Raw genomic sequence first — 15,652 nt, forward strand, 5'->3', positions numbered from 1 at the left:
TATGTTTGACCAACTCCGCGAAGAAATCGCCTGCATCCACAAGCGTGACCCCGCCGCCCGTAGCCGCATCGAGATTATCACGTGCTACCCAGGACTGCACGCCATCCTGATCCACCGCGCCGCACATGGCCTCTGGACCAGAGGCTGGTATTGGGCCGGGCGGTTTTTGTCGCACATCGGACGCCTGCTCACCGGCATCGAGATACATCCAGGGGCACAGATTGGCCGGCGCGTATTCATCGACCACGGATTTGGTGTCGTGATCGGCGAAACCGCCGAGATCGGCGACGACTGCACTATTTATCAGGGCGTCACCCTGGGCGGCACGCGTCTTTACAAAGGCGAGAAACGCCACCCCACGCTGGAAGAAGGCGTGGTGGTGGGGGCAGGCGCCCAGATCCTTGGCGGCTTTACTGTCGGCGCCCACGCACGGATAGGATCCAATGCAGTGGTCATCAAACCTGTTCCGGCCGGGGCCACTGCGGTGGGCAACCCTGCCCGCATCATTCTGCCCCAGGATCACTCTGCCAAAGAAACCCAGCAGCCAGCCCAGGCAGGCAGCGCTGCACCGGTAGACGCCCACGATTCCGCCACGGTAGCGGCACAACACACCGAAATCCCTTGTGTGACAGAGTGGTCTGCCCAACCGCTGCAGGCTTTGCTGCAGCGGGGTCAGGCCGCTGACAACGCCTCCGGTGATGCCGGCGGCAACGACGAGTTTGCACCCTATGGGGTGGGTCGATCCGATGACGACCCACTGGTGAAAGTGCTGCACGAGCTGATCAACCACACCGCACAACAGGATGCGCGCATCCACCGTTTGTGCCAGGCGATGGAAGACCTTGGCCAGCGGATAGAAAACGGCCAGCGCCCGCTGGACGCCGAGCGCCTGAACCGCATGGTGGAGTAAGCCTGGCGCGTCCCGCCACGCCCGGATACCGCAAACAGCAAGGCTGTGTCCTGTACTGCCTAGGCTGCGTCTATGGTGCGAACTTCTCTCAAGGGGATGGGGCTGCGCAGGCCTGCTTCGCGCAGCACCTGCGGCGCCTTGCGTTGCAAATCAAAGCGCACATCCCAAAAAAGATCAGACAGCGTCCATAGGCGCAGATTGATCATGATGGTGCTCTCGCGATACTCCATCACCATCACCTGCGGCGGGGGATCCTTCAGCACATCGGAATGTTGGTCGACCAGCTGCTGCAAGATGGCCAAGGCAGCATCCAGATCATCGTCATGGCGCACCCCGACCAGGATATCCATACGGCGCGTTTTATTGCGACTGTAATTGACGATAGGATTGCCCCACACCAGCGAGTTGGGCAAGAGCAGGTGCAGCCCGTCGATGCATACCAGGCGTGTCATAAACAGGCCGATTTCGTCCACTACGCCGTCACCCTTGCCTTCTACCGAAACGTATTCACCTGCCCGTATGGGCCGCAAAATCAGCAACATGATGCCCGCGGCAAAATTTTGCAGTGTGCCCTGCAAAGCCAAGCCAATAGCCAGAGCGGAAGCACCCAGCATGGCCACCAGACTGGCGGTTTGCACGCCCAGCCGCGCCAGCACCGCCAGCAGCACAACAATGCGTACCGCCCACACAGTCACCGTGCGCACCATGGGGACGATGGTGGGATCGATCCGGCTGGAGCGATCTGCCACATGCTTCATCCAGCGTCCCAGCAGGTTGGATATCATCCAGCCAACTACCAGAATCAACAGCGTCACCACAAGATGTACGACGGCCTCGTGCATGTCGGGCATCGAGGCCCAAAAAGATTGAAGTTGTTCCATAAATTCGACTCCAGGCATATGGGCACACAGCGATTCTACTGTGCCCGAATTGTCCACGCAGGATGTGGACAAGGTCTTGGACAAGTACGGGATCACCCTAAATTACCCTGCAACATCAGGGGCTTGAAAACCCAGATCATAAATTGACCAGTGGATGCCCGGCACCGCCTATGCCACTTTATCCACGCCTCCTGTGGATAAAGCGCTGGACAAGCCAAGGGTTAACCCGAGTTTCTCTTATTGATCAAGCACTTGCATTGCGCGGACAAAAAAGCACCAACCACAGCGCCAATGAGGGAATCAGGAATACAACGCAGCATTCAACAAGACATCTGCATCGATTTGCCCAACCTCCGTGCGCCCGCAAAACGCCATCGAGACGCTGAGCTCATTGGCGATGAGCTCGAGGCAACGGATGACACCGGCCTCTCCGAGGGCACCCAGGGCATACAGAAATGCGCGGCCCACCAGCACCCCGCGCGCGCCCATCGCCAGCGCGCGCAGCACATCCTGGCCGCTGCGGATCCCGCCATCCATCCAGACTTCGGCCTGGCTACCCACCGCACGCACAATAGGTGACAGTGCCGAAATCGTGGATGGCGCACCATCCAGCTGACGTCCGCCATGGTTGGACACCACGATGGCATCGGCACCCGCCTGTACAGCCAGGCGCGCATCTTCGGCATCCATGACACCCTTGACGATGATCTTGCCGCCCCAGCGCTCTTTGATCCAGGCCAGATCAGCCCAGCCAAGCGCCGGATCAAATTGCTCGGCTGTCCAGACCGCCAGAGAGCGCATATCACTGACCCCTTTGGCATGCCCCACGATATTGCCCATCACCCGACGCCGGGTATGCAACATCTGCCAGCACCAAGCTGGCTTGGTCGCCAGATTGAGCAGATTGGCGATGGTGGGCCTGGGCGGCGTAGACAGCCCGTTCTTGATGTCTTTGTGGCGCTGGCCCAGCACCTGCAGATCCATGGTCACCATCAGGGCCGAGCACCCCGCCTTGCGGGCGCGGTCGATCAGGCGACCGATGAACTCACGATCCCGCATCACGTACAGCTGAAACCAGAACGGCCGGCTGGTGTGCGCGGCCACCTCCTCGATCGAGCAGATACTCATGGTGGATAAAGTAAAGGGCACCCCAAAGCGCTCGGCTGCCCGCGCTGCCAGGATCTCGCCATCTGCGCACTGCATGCCGGTCAGCCCTGTGGGCGCCAGCGCAAGCGGCATGGCGCAATCCTCGCCCAGCAATGTGCTGCGCAAATGGCGGTGCTCGATATTGCGGGCCACCCGCTGGCGAAATTTAAGCGCCTGAAGATCGGCGTGGTTGGCACGATAGGTGCTTTCTGTCCAGGAGCCCGAATCCACATAGTCGTAAAACATGCGCGGCACCCGGCGGCGCGCCAGACGCTGGAAATCATCAACACAGGTGATCTGTTGCAGGGATGGCAAAACGGTCTCCTTGGCGACGCGCCCGGAGGGATCAGATGATCCACCGACACCCCGGGACATAAAAGATCTGGACGATGATACCGTGCCGTCCCCTTGCCTTGCAGGCTGTTTTCGCGCATCACCTCATCTGATTTGTCTGTTCTGCTGCACCCTGACGGGATGGAAGGACGGTTCCATCCCGTCATAAATGATATGTTATAACATTCCAAATCTAGTTTTTACTTTTGATAATCGGAAGGCACATGATGTTCGAATTCGCCAAATCAATCTCCATGACCGGCGCAGCCACGCTGGCATTACTGGCATGGGCACCGGCCAATGCCCAGGGGTTACAGGTCGTCTCCACATTTTCCATCATCAGCGATTTTGCGAGCCACGTGGGTGGCAACCGGATCATGCTGACCACGCTGGTGCCTGCCAACGGCGACGCGCACTCGTACGAGCCCAAACCAACCGATGCGATTGCCGTGGGAAAAGCCGATCTGGTACTGGCCAATGGCCTGCACTTCGAAGGCTTTCTGGATCGGCTGATCCAGGCAACAAGTGCCAAGGCACCAGTGATCGTACTGACCCAAGGTGTCGAGTTGCTGCGCAATACCGAGGATGAACACGACAACCATCCAGAGGATGCGCACGATGACCACGACGACCACCACAACCAAGCCAGACAGCAGGTCGACTCGCATGAACACGACCATGCCGAAGAACATGCCGATCATCACCACGGTACGTACGACCCCCACGCCTGGCAGTCCGTGCGTAATGCGCAGATATACGTGAGCAACATTGCCACGGCTTTTTGCGCCGCCGATGCTTCCGGCTGCCCAACGTACCAGGCCAACGCCAAAGCATATGACCAGAAACTGCAGGCGCTGGACACTGAACTCAAGGCCGCAGTGGCGCAGATCCCCGCCGATCAGCGCACAATCATCACCTCTCACGACGCCTTTGGCTATCTGGCTCACGAGTACGGCCTGCAGTTCCTGGCACCACAGGGCATCAACACTGGATCCGAGGCCTCCGCAGCTGGCGTGGCCTCGTTGATTCAGCAGATCAAGGCGCGCAAGGCGTCGGCCATCTTTGTTGAAAACGTCAGTAATCCTCGGCTAATCCAGCAAATTGCCAGTGAAACTGGCGTAAATATTGGCGGCAAGCTGTATTCCGATGCGCTTTCAGCAGCAGACGGCCCCGCCTCAACCTACATCGATATGATGCGGCATAATGTCAACAGCATCCGGGATGCTGTGCTGAAGCGGTAACTATCCGGCACGCGATAATCCACACCACCGCGCCTGCGATGCAGATAAGCTGACCCCACCTGATGCGACAGGTACACCCTCAGGCCCCAGGCCCGCTGGGCGCCTGGACGCATCCCACATTAAAAAAAACGATGAACACGCCCTCCAGCCTGATACCCGTCACGCTGCTGACCGGCTTTTTGGGCAGCGGCAAGACTACGGTGCTGAACCACCTGGTGCGCCAGCCCGAACTGGCAGACGCCTTGGTGATCATCAACGAGTTTGGCGAGATGCCGCTGGACCACATGCTGGTGGCCCATAGCACCGAGAATCCCGTCATGGAGATGAGCAGCGGTTGCCTATGCTGCACCATCCGCAGCGATCTGGCCCAGACCCTGCGCGACATTACATGGCGCTTCTCGCGCAACGGCCGGCGGCAGTTTCGCCGTGTTCTGATCGAAACCACGGGCCTGGCCGACCCCGCCCCCATCATCCACACGCTGATGACGCACCCTCAGGTAGCCAAGCACTATCGCCTGGACGGCATCGTGGCCACGGTGGATCTGGCTACCGGCAACGCCACGCTGGATCGTCATCCGGAGGCCGTGCGTCAGGCCGCCATCGCAGATTGCCTATTGCTGACCAAAGCGGATATGGTGGACAACGACCAACGCCAAACCCTGCTGCAGCGGCTGGATGCCATCAACCCGGCGGCACCGCGCCATATCATTAAGCGTGGCGAGATTACGGCAAGCAAAGTGCTGGATCTCGGTTTGTTTTCAACTGACGGGAAGACACCTGATGTGAAGCAGTGGCTGCACGAAGCAGCGTACCGGGAGGATGCCCAACAAGATGCCGCTGCCCACCACCACGGAACTACCCACCATGATGATCATATCCAGGCTTTTTGTTTTACCGTGGACGAGCCGGTTTCCGAGGGCTCACTCGATGCCTGGCTTGAATTATTGCTGAATCTTGTTGGCACCAATATTCTGCGCATCAAAGGCATCCTGAATATCCAGGGGAAAGACCAACCTGTGGTCATCCACGGTGTGCAGCACATCCTTTATCCGCCCACCATGCTCCCTGCCTGGCCCGATACGGATCGGCGCTCGCGCCTGGTTTTTATCACCCGCGACGTCAGCAGGCACGAGATTGAGAAGATTTTGCACGTTTTGCGTGGTTCTTTGTCTTAAAACCTGGGGGACTGAGGCATCCGACAGCCTCGCTTACATCACCCACCCACATCATCAACGATAATACGGTTTCAACCCCCAACCGCCACAGTATCCCTCGCGCATGACCACCCCTGATCTCTCCAACCACACCCCCATGATGCGCCAATACCTCGAACTCAAGGCGCAGGCGGGCTCACACCTGCTGTTCTACCGCATGGGTGACTTCTACGAGATGTTCTACGAGGATGCCGAGCGCGGCGCGCGCCTGCTGAATCTGACGCTGACCAAGCGAGGCACGTCCAATGGCGCACCTATTCCTATGGCCGGGGTACCGCACCACGCCATGGAAAGCTATCTGGCCCGGCTGGTGGCACTGGGAGAATCCATCGCCATCTGCGAACAAGTGGGCGACCCTGCCGCCAGCAAAGGGCCGGTCGAACGCAAGATCGTCCGCGTGGTGACACCAGGCACGCTGACCGACGATGCGCTGTTGCCCGCACGAGAAGACCGCATCATCGCGGCCTGGGTGTCCATACAAAGCCGTGGCCACACCCAAATTGGCCTGGCCTGGATGAACCTGGCCAACGGCGAATTCAAGGCCTGTCAAAGCACGCCCGCGCTGCTGGACACTGAACTAGCCCGCATTGCCCCGGCAGAGATTGTGTGCGCCGATACAGAAGACACCCAATTGCTGGAAGGCAGCCATCTGGATGCAGCCATCAGCCGGGTCCCCGATTGGCATTTCCAGGCTGATGGCGCACGCGACACACTGCTGCAGCACTTTGGCCTGAGCGACACCGGTGCGTTTGGCCTGGACGATCAGCCTGCCGCCTTGTGCGCCGCCGGCGCACTGCTGCGCTATGTCAGCGCCACGCAAGCCCAGTCCCTTAAGCACCTGCAAGGCCTGGCCGCTGACAGCCACAGCGACTACGTGATTCTTGACCCGGCCACACGGCGCAATCTCGAGATTACCGAGACCCTGAACCAATCAGACGGCCCGACGGTATTCAGCACCATTGATCATGCCTGCACACCCATGGGCAGCCGGCAACTGCGGCGCTGGCTGCAATCTCCCTTGCGTGACAACACCCGGGTGCAGGCCCGCCAGGACGCGATCACCCTGCTGCTGTCACCGCAAGACAGCCTGGCACTGGACACCCTGCGCGGCCAACTACGCACCTTGCCTGACCTCGAGCGCATGGCCACGCGCCTGGCAATGGGCACCATCCGCCCGCGCGAACTTGCCAGCCTGCGCGATGCACTGGTTCTTCTGCCGCCGCTGGCCCAACAGACACACGGCGCCTTCCAGGCACACGGCCTGCTGGCAGATGATCTGTCAGATATACCTGTCGACCCGACACTGGCCGAGATCCTGCAGGCGGCGATTGCCCCAGAACCCGCCTTGATGGTGCGCGATGGCGGCGTGATTGCCCCATCCTACGACACAGAGCTGGATACCCTGCGGCAACTGGCGGGCGACAACGGTGCCTTTTTACTGGAGATCGAAACGCGCGAACGCGAGCGCACCGGCATCAGCAACCTCAAGGTCGAATACAACCGGGTACACGGCTTTTTTATTGAAGTCAGCCGGGGGCAAGCCGATAAAGTGCCTGCCGACTACCGCCGTCGCCAGACACTCAAAAATGTCGAGCGCTACATCACTCCAGAGCTCAAATCCTGGGAAGATAAAGTGCTGTCGGCACGTGAGCGCGGCCTGGCCCGCGAAAAAATACTGTTTGAACAAGTGCTGGTGCAATGCGCCGCACACGCACCCGCACTGGCCCGTTGCGCCGCCGCCCTGGCACGCATCGATGCGCTGGCGGCACTGGCCTACCATGCGCAGGCCCACCAATGGATCGCGCCCGAGCTCTGCGCAGACAGCTGTCTCGAGATCCAGGCCGGACGCCATCCTGTGGTCGAGCACAGCCTCGAAGTCTTTACCCCCAACGACTGCACGATGCACGAAGAGCGGCGCATGCTGCTGATCACCGGCCCCAACATGGGGGGCAAATCCACCTATATGCGCCAAGTCGCCCTGATTGCGCTACTGGCACGCATTGGCAGTTATGTGCCGGCCCGCCAGGCCCGCATTGGCCCGCTCGATCGCATCTTCACCCGCATCGGCGCCGCTGACGACCTTGCCGGAGGCCGCTCGACCTTCATGATGGAAATGATGGAAGCGGCCGTGATTTTGTCTGCCGCCACTCCTCACAGCCTGGTGCTGATGGACGAAATCGGCCGCGGCACGTCTACTTACGACGGCCTGGCTCTGGCATGGGCCATCGCCCACCGCCTGCTCACCCACAATCGGGCCCTTACGCTTTTTGCCACGCATTACTTCGAAATCACCCGCCTCCCAGAAAAAGCACATGGTGTAAACAACATTCACCTGGCTGCCGCCGATGCACCTGACGGCATCGTCTTCCTGCACGAGGTGCGCCCCGGGCCGGCCAGCCAAAGTTACGGGCTGCACGTTGCCCAGCGCGCTGGCATTCCTCCGGTGGTGATCCGGCATGCCCGCAAAGAGCTGGCCGAACTCGAGGCCAGAAGCCGCCCCGATTCACAGCTTTCCCTGTTCATCCAGCAGGTGGAAGAAGAAGACAATGACGCGGACTCTCCGCTGAAAACAGCCCTGAAGGCCCTCGACCCGGATACACTCAGCCCACGCGAGGCGCTCGAACTCGTTTATCAATTGCGCCGGGATTTCCTGTAACCGGCGGCGCTGCCGGCACGCTGGCAGCTACTGCCTCGGAACACCACCATGACCAGCCTTTACCCGCCCCTTGATATCGATCTGCCCACCCAGCTATTAGGAGGGCTCAGCCCGCGTGAGTTCATGCGCGATTACTGGCAAAAAAAGCCCCTTCTGATCCGTCAGGCGCTGCCGGGCTTTCAGCCCCCCGTCACGATCAGAGACGTTCAGACCCTTGCCCGTCGAGAAGAAGTCGAGTCACGCCTGGTGTCGCACGGCACCAAAGGCTGGTCGCTGAAACAGGGGCCCTTTCGGCGCCTGCCCCCGATGACCCAGGCGCACTGGACACTCCTCGTGCAAAGTGCCGATCTCCACGATGACGATACGGCAGCGCTGATGCGCCTGTTTCGCTTTATTCCGGATGCGCGTCTGGACGATCTGATGATCAGTATCGCCAGCGATGGTGGTGGTGTGGGCCCACACTACGACAGCTATGATGTTTTTTTGCTGCAGGGCCACGGCCAACGCCGCTGGCGCACCAGCAGCCAGACAGACCTCTCTCTGGTGCCTGGCCTGCCCCTAAAAATTTTGGCGGATTTTCAGCCCGATGCAGACGACATCCTTGAACCCGGCGACATGCTGTATTTGCCCCCGCATGTGTGCCACGATGGCATTGCGGTTGGTGCCGACTGCATGACCCTGTCCATAGGGTTTCGGGTACCCAGCCAGGCCACTTTGGCGCGCGGTCTGCTGGAATCCGCCGCTGATCAAATCTGTGCCCAACACCTGGGCGCCGCAGGCCTATACGGGCAACCGTATCTGCCCGGCCCGGATCTATCGGCCCTGTACACGGATGCAGACCAGGCCCCCACCCAGCACCCGGCGGCACTGCCCGAACACCTGATCGACTCCGCATTGGCAACCCTGCAAAAGATCCGCCTGGATCAGGCGGTTGCAGTCAGGTTTCTGGGCCAGTGGCTGACGTCACTGCCCGAAAACGCTTTGTTCGATCCGGCTGACGATGTACCGCTACTCGCCGAGGCGATTCCCGCCACCGGGCAGCTGGTGCTAGATCGCTGTACCCGGCTGATGTACAGCGGGCAACAAGTGTTTATCAATGGCGAAGTGGCTGATGTGACGCCATCTGCGGCCCTGCATGCGCTGGCCGACAAGCGCAGCCTGCTGGCGCAGGACATTGCGCTGTTGCCAGCCGATAACCTGAGTGCCCTGGACGAATGGCTACAGGAAGGCTGGGCCCACTGGGAGCGATAACCTGCCCCTAAGGGCAGGTATCCATCATTTACTGCGCGTCTTTCAGGTTTTTATCCAGCACCGACAAGATACGGCGCGCAGTGGCGTCTGTCAGCAGCTGACCTTGCTCATCCAGCACAGTTACTTGCGTGGCGCTGCCCTGGCCTGCCAGGTGCACACGCAACTTAAGGGGCTCGGCTGAATTACGGGTGCCAAACAGCCGGCCAAACACGGTTTGCTGCTCGATTTTCTCGCCGGTGTCGGTGTCGAGATAGCGGATGTAGTAGTCACCTTGGTCGCGGTTGCGATCTTCGACAGTGAAGCGGGCGGAGTCGATGGCCACCCCAACCCGTCGCCAGGCGCGGTCGAAGGACTCGTTGACGGTTAAGGAAGCCTGCCCTTCGTCAAGCTGTGCGGTGGTTGCCGGGCCGGTGTCCTTGGATGCATTTTGAATCTCTTGCGCCGCCTGCTTTTGATCGGCGCCCAGATAGACCATCAAGCGTGCCAGCATCGCGGCATTGAGACCTGGATCTTCTTTGCCAAACACCCACTTGAAGGCCGTACCGTCACCGGTGGGCGTTTCTTCCATGTGCTGATGGCTGATGTAGACCTCGGTTTTGCCATTGAGACGCTCGATACGCGTGGAGAAGCGATCGCGCTCGCCACTATCAAAGACTTGGTCGAGGACACTACCCAATGCACTGCGCAGCCAGCCCTCGGGGATCTTGGCGCGGTTTTCTGCCCAATCGGTTTCGATCAGGCCAGCCTTGGGGTTTTGGTTGTTGATGGTGAAGCCTTGCTGACCCCAGAACTCGATAAGTTTCGGGTAAAGCGTTTCGGCGGGCTCGTCGACCTGCAACCAGCGCAGGGTGCCGTCACGCATCACCTGAATACCCGGCGTCTGAGGCAGGACGCGATCGGCCGGATTGGCACTTTGAGTACGCTGGCTGGCCGAATACGCGCTAAGGCTGGCCACGCCCTCGGGGGCGCGGTAATGCGTGTTGTCGGCTGCCTGAGTGAGATCGGGCGGGATGGACAAGGGATCGCCGGTTACCGTGCTTTTGTATTCGACAGATTCGGTTTGCCCGGTAAGCTGGCCCATGGTGGAGCAGCCAGCCAACAGACTGACCAGCACCATGCTGGCCAGGGAAAACGAGGTACGGGGAGTCATCATGTCAGAGGCAACCTGCATCAATCAAGGCTTGGCGCACCACGGTGCGGAATGAATCAGACAAAGGCGTAAGCGGCAAGCGATACCCCAGCTGGATAAGACCCATCTCGGCCACCGCCCACTTGACGGGAATCGGGTTGGCTTCGAGAAACAGCACACGCCCCAACGCAGCCAGCGCATTGTTAAGCCGGCGGGTTTCAGGGACATCACCGCGCAAGGCAGCTGCGCACATTTGGTGCATCAGGGCCGGCGCCACGTTGGCCGTTACAGAGATATTACCGTGGCCGCCCAAAAGCATCAGTGCGGCAGCTGTGGGGTCGTCGCCACTGATGACGTGAAAGCCTTCGGGGGCTTGCGCGATAAGCTGTGCACCCCGGGCAATATTGCCGGTGGCATCCTTGACACCAATGATGCCAGGCACCTGAGCCAGACGCAGGATGGTTTCGTTGGACAAATCAGCCACCGTGCGGCCCGGCACGTTATACAAAATGCTGGGGAGCTCGACGGACTCGGCGATGGCGCGAAAATGCTGGTACAGGCCCTCTTGGGTGGGCTTGTTGTAATAAGGCACCACAGTAAGGCCGGCAGTGGCCCCCGCGGCATAGGCATGGCGCTGAAGTTCGATGGCCTCGGAGGTGGAGTTGCCCCCGGTGCCGGCAATCACGGGGATTCGGCCATCTGCGTGGCGCACGGCAAGCTCGATGAGCTCGGCTTGCTCTTGCACCGTGACTGTGGGGGATTCGCCCGACGTACCCACAACGCACAGGGCGTCGGTGCCCTGCGCCACATGCCAATCGATCAGTTTTCGAAAAGCTTCCAGGTCGAGTTGCCCATCTGGGTGCATGGGCGTGACCAGGGCAACCATGCTGCCCCGCAAGACTGGAAAGGATGAATCCGTACCGGCCATGATGAAGAAAGCCTCCGAAAGACGCCCGGGAAAAGCCCTGGGCGATACAAAAAAACAAGTTTACCGGATTCAGGTCAGGGAATTATAAAAATCCGTTTACAACCCACTCACCAAACCGCAGCAAAGGCATCATCAGCGGCCAAAGCCAGCCCAGCATCATCAGCACGATCAGGATGATCAGGCCATAGGGCTCGATCCGGCCATACTGCCAGGCCAACCGGGCAGGCAGCAGGCTAAAGACGATGCGCCCGCCATCCAGCGGGGGGAGCGGCAAAAGATTAAGCGCCATCAGTACCAGGTTGATCTGCACACCGGCATGCGCCATCAATGTCCAGAAATCGCCCTGCCCCTGGGTAAACCCGGCCCACAACATGAACTGCCAGAACAATACCCAAAAGATGGCCTGAAAAAGATTGGATGCCGGGCCAGCCAGCGCCACCCAGAGCATGTCTCGCTTGGGCCTGCGCAGGCGACTCCAGTTGACCGGCACCGGCTTGGCCCAGCCAAACAAGAGGCCACCCCCCATCAGGCGAGACACAAACAGCAATACCAATGGCACCACAATGGTGCCGATAAGATCGATGTGTTTCAGGGGATTGAGGGTAATGCGACCTGCCTGGTAAGCGGTGGGGTCACCAAAGTGGCGCGCCACGTAGCCATGAGCTGCCTCGTGCAGCGTAATGGCAAACAACACTGGCAGCGCGTACACAGCAATGGTCTGGATCAGATTTTCCATCAAGTAGCATGCAAAGAAGCCGGCCCACGCCAGCAATCTTTGCAAGCATAACCGCTAATGCAGATAACGCAGTCTTATAGCAGCCCCAGGGTGGCGGGGTCTCCGCGCCCTACCCGTACCACTTGCGGCACCTCCTGGGTAAGGTCAATCACGGTGGTGGGGTCGAAAGGGCACGCGCCACCATCGACGACTGCCGCGAGATCGTGCTGGTAGCGCGCCAAAATATCCTGGGCGTCGTTCAGCGGCAAGGCTTCGCCCTGGGGGATCAGGGTGGTGGACAGCAAGGGCGAACCCACTGCATCGATAAGCGCACGCGCCACACGATGATCAGGCACGCGAATGCCAATGGTTTTGCGCGAGGGATGCGACACGCGGCGGGGGACCTCTTTGGTGGCCTCGAGGATAAATGTCCAGGGGCCCGGAGTGGCCATTTTGAGAAGACGATAGTGGAAGTTTTCGATTTTTGCGAAGTGGCTGATCTCGGCGAGATCGCGGCATAAAACAGTAAGGTGATGTCGATCATCCAGGCCACGCAGGCGGCGCAGGCTTTCGGCGGCGGCCTTGTCATCCAGGCGCGCCACCACCGCATAGCTGGAATCCGTCGGCACTGCCACCAGCCCGCCCTGAGAGAGAAGATCGGCTGCCTGCTGCAGCAATCTGGACTGAGGATTGTCTGGGTGAACCACAAAAATCTGGGCGATAGCCATAAGCGTTTCCTTTTAAGGGAAGAGTCCCGGCGGGTACACATTTGAACCACCAGGTCCACAGCCCATAACATGACCCAAAATCCTGTGCGGATCAAGAGGCCTGCTTGGCGCTGCAAAAGCTTTTCAAGCATGCTAGAATCTTCGTTCTCTCGGCGGTGACCGTAGCTCAGTTGGTAGAGTCCCGGATTGTGATTCCGGTTGTCGTGGGTTCGAGCCCCATCGGTCACCCCATAAAATCCCCGTTTTCCGGGGCCAGTCGGGGACGACCCTGCCTGCGATGCTTTAACGCGATGACGACACCGCCCAAAGCACCTTTCCCTCATGCAGATCCATCATCGGTCACTCTCCGAACGCATCTTTCATGCCCTGACGTTCGAGATCCTTGCCATTGGCATATCCGCGCCACTGGCGGCATGGATTACCCAACGGCCCGTCCTTAGCATGGGCATCCTCACAGCAGTGATCGCCACCATCGCGGTGGCCTGGAACATGCTCTATAACTGGTTCTTCGATCACCTGCAGGCTCGCTGGGGGTTCGAGCGCAGCTACTGGGTGCGCGTGGGCCATGCCTGCGGTTTCGAAGCTGGCCTGATCATCATTGCCATCCCGTTTGTTGCCTGGTGGCTGGATATTTCTTATTTGCAGGCACTGATCCTCGATATCGGCTTTGTCCTGTTCTATTTACCGTACGGCTTTCTTTTCAATCTGGGATATGACAAGATTCGTGAGAATCTGGTGACCACGTCATAAGCCATACTCATGAACACCCCCCACTCTCCTGTCTTGCCCGATTGGTCTGCCGCGCCCGATGGCTGGAACTGGGCCGCCCAGGATGCCGATGGCCGCTGGTTCTGGTATCGCACACAGCCTTTGCCGGGTATTGGCGGCGGGGTCTGGCGCGCCAACTCCCGAAACCAGCAGCCCGCGGCAGAAGGCCCCCCCAACCCCGACTGGCTGGATACGCTCAGCCAGCGCCCGGGCACCGAACCCTGACAGCGGCCCACCCCGCCCTGGCACACAGATAGCAGGCCATGCTGGCAATCACCGAATTCCTCTCCGCCTACTGGCCCCACCTGGTGGCCACCTTATCGTTATTCGTGGGGGCCTTTGCAGCCATCCACGCCGCCATGAACAAAAGCGATGTCCGCGCTGCCATTGCCTGGGTGGGCGTGATCCTGATGTCGCCATTGCTGGGGCCGTTTCTCTACCTGGTGGCAGGCATCAACCGGATCCGCCACGATCAGCTATCCACGCAACGCAGCCGCCTGATCAAAGACTACGTCAACCACGCCAGAGAGCCGGTGCGCGATATCCACACCCTGGCAGGGCCACAGTTTTCATCGCTGAAAGTGTTATGCGACCGCATCAGCCGGTTTCCCCTGCACGATGGCAACCACATCACCTTGCTGGACAGCGGTGACGAAGCCTACCCGGCCATGTTGCAGGCCATCGATTCGGCCAGCCATTGCATCGCCCTGCAAAGCTATATCTTCGACCACGATCGTATCGGCCTGCAATTTGCCCAGGCCCTGCGCCGGGCCCACGAGCGTGGTGTCACCATTCGCGTCCTGATCGACGCAGTAGGGTCCAAATACTCTCACCCCCCCATCGTGCACTTGCTGCGCCGCGATGGCATCCGTACCGAGCTTTTCATGTCTCACGTATTGGGCCTGCGCATGCCATACGCCAATCTGCGCAGCCACCGCAAGGTACTGTTTGTCGATGGCCACATCGGATTTGTGGGCGGCATGAATATCCGCGAGGGATTCATGCAATCCTTAACCGGCCGCCATGCCGCGCGCGACACTCATTTTCGGGTAGAAGGCCCCGTGGCCACCCAGCTGTTTGCCGTGTTTGCCAACGATTGGGAATTCACCACCCGCGAACGGCTGCTGATCGAAGACTGGTGTCAAAGTTCAACCAGCACCCCCCTGCCGCAAGTGCCCGCACGCTGCGTGCGCTCCAGCCCCGACCGCTTTATTGCCGCCACACATAATGTGCTGCTGGGTGCATTGGCAGTGGCACAACACAATGTGCGCATTCAGTCACCGTACTTTCTGCCTGATCAAACCCTGATGGGTGCGCTCAATACCGCAGCGCGCCGTGGCGTTCATGTGGATATCGTCATCCCGGGGCGCAACAACTTGCGCCTGGTCAACTACGCCATGACCTCGCAGCTGAATCAGGTGATTGCGGCAGGCTGCCGTGTATGGCGGTCCAGAGGCACATTCGACCACTCCAAATTGCTCACTATCGACGACGGGTGGTCGTATGTGGGCTCGTCCAATCTTGATCCCCGCAGCCTGCGGCTGAACTTCGAGCTGGACATGGAAATCTACGATCAGGTTCTGGCACAGCAAATTGCGGGCAAGATCGATGCAACCATCGCCGACTCAGAAGCCGTCACACTGGATTCGCTCAAGGCCATCCCCTTTGCAAAGCAGTTGCGCAACCGCCTGATCTGGTTGGCCAGCCCCTATCTGTAAGCTGCAAACAGTACCAAAATAGTGCAGAATAAAC

The 15,652-nt window shown here is 59.8% G+C and carries 14 protein-coding genes and 1 tRNA gene; 9 read left to right on the top strand and 6 right to left on the bottom strand.

Features of this window, described 5'->3' with window-relative positions; genetic code table 11:
- Position 1: 1 nt before the first annotated feature.
- On the top strand, positions 2-910 hold the full coding sequence (gene cysE, locus WA928_RS01685; protein ID WP_424298725.1) for a serine O-acetyltransferase: 909 nt from the start codon (positions 2-4) through the stop codon (positions 908-910).
- 59 nt (positions 911-969) lie between these two features.
- On the opposite strand, the gene WA928_RS01690 is transcribed toward cysE, so the two are convergent.
- Both WA928_RS01690 and WA928_RS01695 read right to left on the bottom strand, forming a co-directional pair.
- Positions 970-1,791 carry a mechanosensitive ion channel family protein gene (locus WA928_RS01690; protein ID WP_424298728.1) on the bottom strand — a complete coding sequence of 274 codons (822 nt, stop codon included), beginning with the start codon at positions 1,789-1,791 and terminating at the stop codon, positions 970-972.
- Between the two features lie 300 nt (positions 1,792-2,091).
- Positions 2,092-3,252, bottom strand: coding sequence for an alpha-hydroxy acid oxidase (locus WA928_RS01695; protein ID WP_424298731.1), 1,161 nt, complete (start codon positions 3,250-3,252; stop codon positions 2,092-2,094).
- Positions 3,253-3,494: 242 nt separating this feature from the next.
- On the opposite strand from WA928_RS01695, the gene WA928_RS01700 reads away from it, so the two are divergent.
- From WA928_RS01700 to WA928_RS01715, 4 genes are all read left to right on the top strand, one after another.
- The gene (locus tag WA928_RS01700) at positions 3,495-4,511 is read left to right on the top strand and encodes a metal ABC transporter substrate-binding protein (protein WP_424298734.1); all 1,017 of its coding nucleotides are present in this window, start codon (positions 3,495-3,497) and stop codon (positions 4,509-4,511) included.
- 131 nt (positions 4,512-4,642) lie between these two features.
- A complete protein-coding gene (locus WA928_RS01705) occupies positions 4,643-5,686 on the top strand; it encodes a CobW family GTP-binding protein (protein WP_424298737.1) in 1,044 nt (347 codons plus the stop codon).
- 103 nt (positions 5,687-5,789) lie between these two features.
- Complete coding sequence (mutS, locus tag WA928_RS01710) at positions 5,790-8,381, top strand: DNA mismatch repair protein MutS (RefSeq protein WP_424298740.1); 2,592 nt, start codon at positions 5,790-5,792, stop codon at positions 8,379-8,381.
- A gap of 48 nt (positions 8,382-8,429) precedes the next feature.
- Complete coding sequence (locus WA928_RS01715; protein WP_424298743.1) at positions 8,430-9,632, top strand: JmjC domain-containing protein; 1,203 nt, start codon at positions 8,430-8,432, stop codon at positions 9,630-9,632.
- A gap of 28 nt (positions 9,633-9,660) precedes the next feature.
- Here the strand turns inward: WA928_RS01715 and bamC are convergent, their stop codons facing one another.
- From bamC to WA928_RS01735, 4 genes are all read right to left on the bottom strand, one after another.
- Positions 9,661-10,785 (bottom strand): outer membrane protein assembly factor BamC, encoded by a 1,125-nt coding sequence (gene bamC, locus WA928_RS01720; RefSeq protein WP_424298746.1) that lies wholly within the window; start codon positions 10,783-10,785, stop codon positions 9,661-9,663.
- Position 10,786: 1 nt separating this feature from the next.
- A complete protein-coding gene (dapA, locus tag WA928_RS01725; RefSeq protein ID WP_424298749.1) occupies positions 10,787-11,689 on the bottom strand; it encodes a 4-hydroxy-tetrahydrodipicolinate synthase in 903 nt (300 codons plus the stop codon).
- An 82-nt stretch (positions 11,690-11,771) separates the two neighbouring features.
- Positions 11,772-12,425: a site-2 protease family protein gene (locus WA928_RS01730; RefSeq protein ID WP_424298752.1), complete on the bottom strand. Its 654-nt coding sequence runs from the start codon at positions 12,423-12,425 to the stop codon at positions 11,772-11,774.
- A gap of 74 nt (positions 12,426-12,499) precedes the next feature.
- Complete coding sequence (locus WA928_RS01735) at positions 12,500-13,132, bottom strand: L-threonylcarbamoyladenylate synthase (RefSeq protein WP_424298755.1); 633 nt, start codon at positions 13,130-13,132, stop codon at positions 12,500-12,502.
- A 155-nt stretch (positions 13,133-13,287) separates the two neighbouring features.
- Here WA928_RS01735 and WA928_RS01740 point away from each other — a divergent pair.
- The 4 genes from WA928_RS01740 to cls all read left to right on the top strand — a co-directional run bounded on the left by WA928_RS01740 (position 13,288) and on the right by cls (position 15,618).
- Positions 13,288-13,363, top strand: a tRNA-His gene (locus WA928_RS01740).
- Positions 13,364-13,453: 90 nt separating this feature from the next.
- Entirely contained in the window at positions 13,454-13,882 is a 429-nt protein-coding gene (locus WA928_RS01745) for a multidrug/biocide efflux PACE transporter (RefSeq protein WP_424298758.1), read from the top strand.
- A gap of 9 nt (positions 13,883-13,891) precedes the next feature.
- Entirely contained in the window at positions 13,892-14,125 is a 234-nt protein-coding gene (locus tag WA928_RS01750) for a hypothetical protein (protein ID WP_350382186.1), read from the top strand.
- 38 nt (positions 14,126-14,163) lie between these two features.
- Positions 14,164-15,618 (top strand): cardiolipin synthase, encoded by a 1,455-nt coding sequence (gene cls / locus WA928_RS01755; RefSeq protein WP_424298762.1) that lies wholly within the window; start codon positions 14,164-14,166, stop codon positions 15,616-15,618.
- Positions 15,619-15,652 lie beyond the last annotated feature (34 nt).

The organism is Castellaniella sp., assembly GCF_049651205.1.
GTDB lineage: Bacteria > Pseudomonadota > Gammaproteobacteria > Burkholderiales > Burkholderiaceae_B > Castellaniella.

Coding starts and splice junctions, on each gene's coding strand:
- cysE (WP_424298725.1), top strand. CDS start 2: ATGTTTGACCAACTCCGCGAAGAAATCGCCTGCATCCACAAGCGTGAC.
- WA928_RS01690 (WP_424298728.1), bottom strand. CDS start 1,791: ATGGAACAACTTCAATCTTTTTGGGCCTCGATGCCCGACATGCACGAG.
- WA928_RS01700 (WP_424298734.1), top strand. CDS start 3,495: ATGATGTTCGAATTCGCCAAATCAATCTCCATGACCGGCGCAGCCACG.
- WA928_RS01705 (WP_424298737.1), top strand. CDS start 4,643: ATGAACACGCCCTCCAGCCTGATACCCGTCACGCTGCTGACCGGCTTT.
- mutS (WP_424298740.1), top strand. CDS start 5,790: ATGACCACCCCTGATCTCTCCAACCACACCCCCATGATGCGCCAATAC.
- WA928_RS01715 (WP_424298743.1), top strand. CDS start 8,430: ATGACCAGCCTTTACCCGCCCCTTGATATCGATCTGCCCACCCAGCTA.
- bamC (WP_424298746.1), bottom strand. CDS start 10,785: ATGATGACTCCCCGTACCTCGTTTTCCCTGGCCAGCATGGTGCTGGTC.
- dapA (WP_424298749.1), bottom strand. CDS start 11,689: ATGGCCGGTACGGATTCATCCTTTCCAGTCTTGCGGGGCAGCATGGTT.
- WA928_RS01730 (WP_424298752.1), bottom strand. CDS start 12,425: ATGGAAAATCTGATCCAGACCATTGCTGTGTACGCGCTGCCAGTGTTG.
- WA928_RS01735 (WP_424298755.1), bottom strand. CDS start 13,132: ATGGCTATCGCCCAGATTTTTGTGGTTCACCCAGACAATCCTCAGTCC.
- WA928_RS01745 (WP_424298758.1), top strand. CDS start 13,454: ATGCAGATCCATCATCGGTCACTCTCCGAACGCATCTTTCATGCCCTG.
- WA928_RS01750 (WP_350382186.1), top strand. CDS start 13,892: ATGAACACCCCCCACTCTCCTGTCTTGCCCGATTGGTCTGCCGCGCCC.
- cls (WP_424298762.1), top strand. CDS start 14,164: ATGCTGGCAATCACCGAATTCCTCTCCGCCTACTGGCCCCACCTGGTG.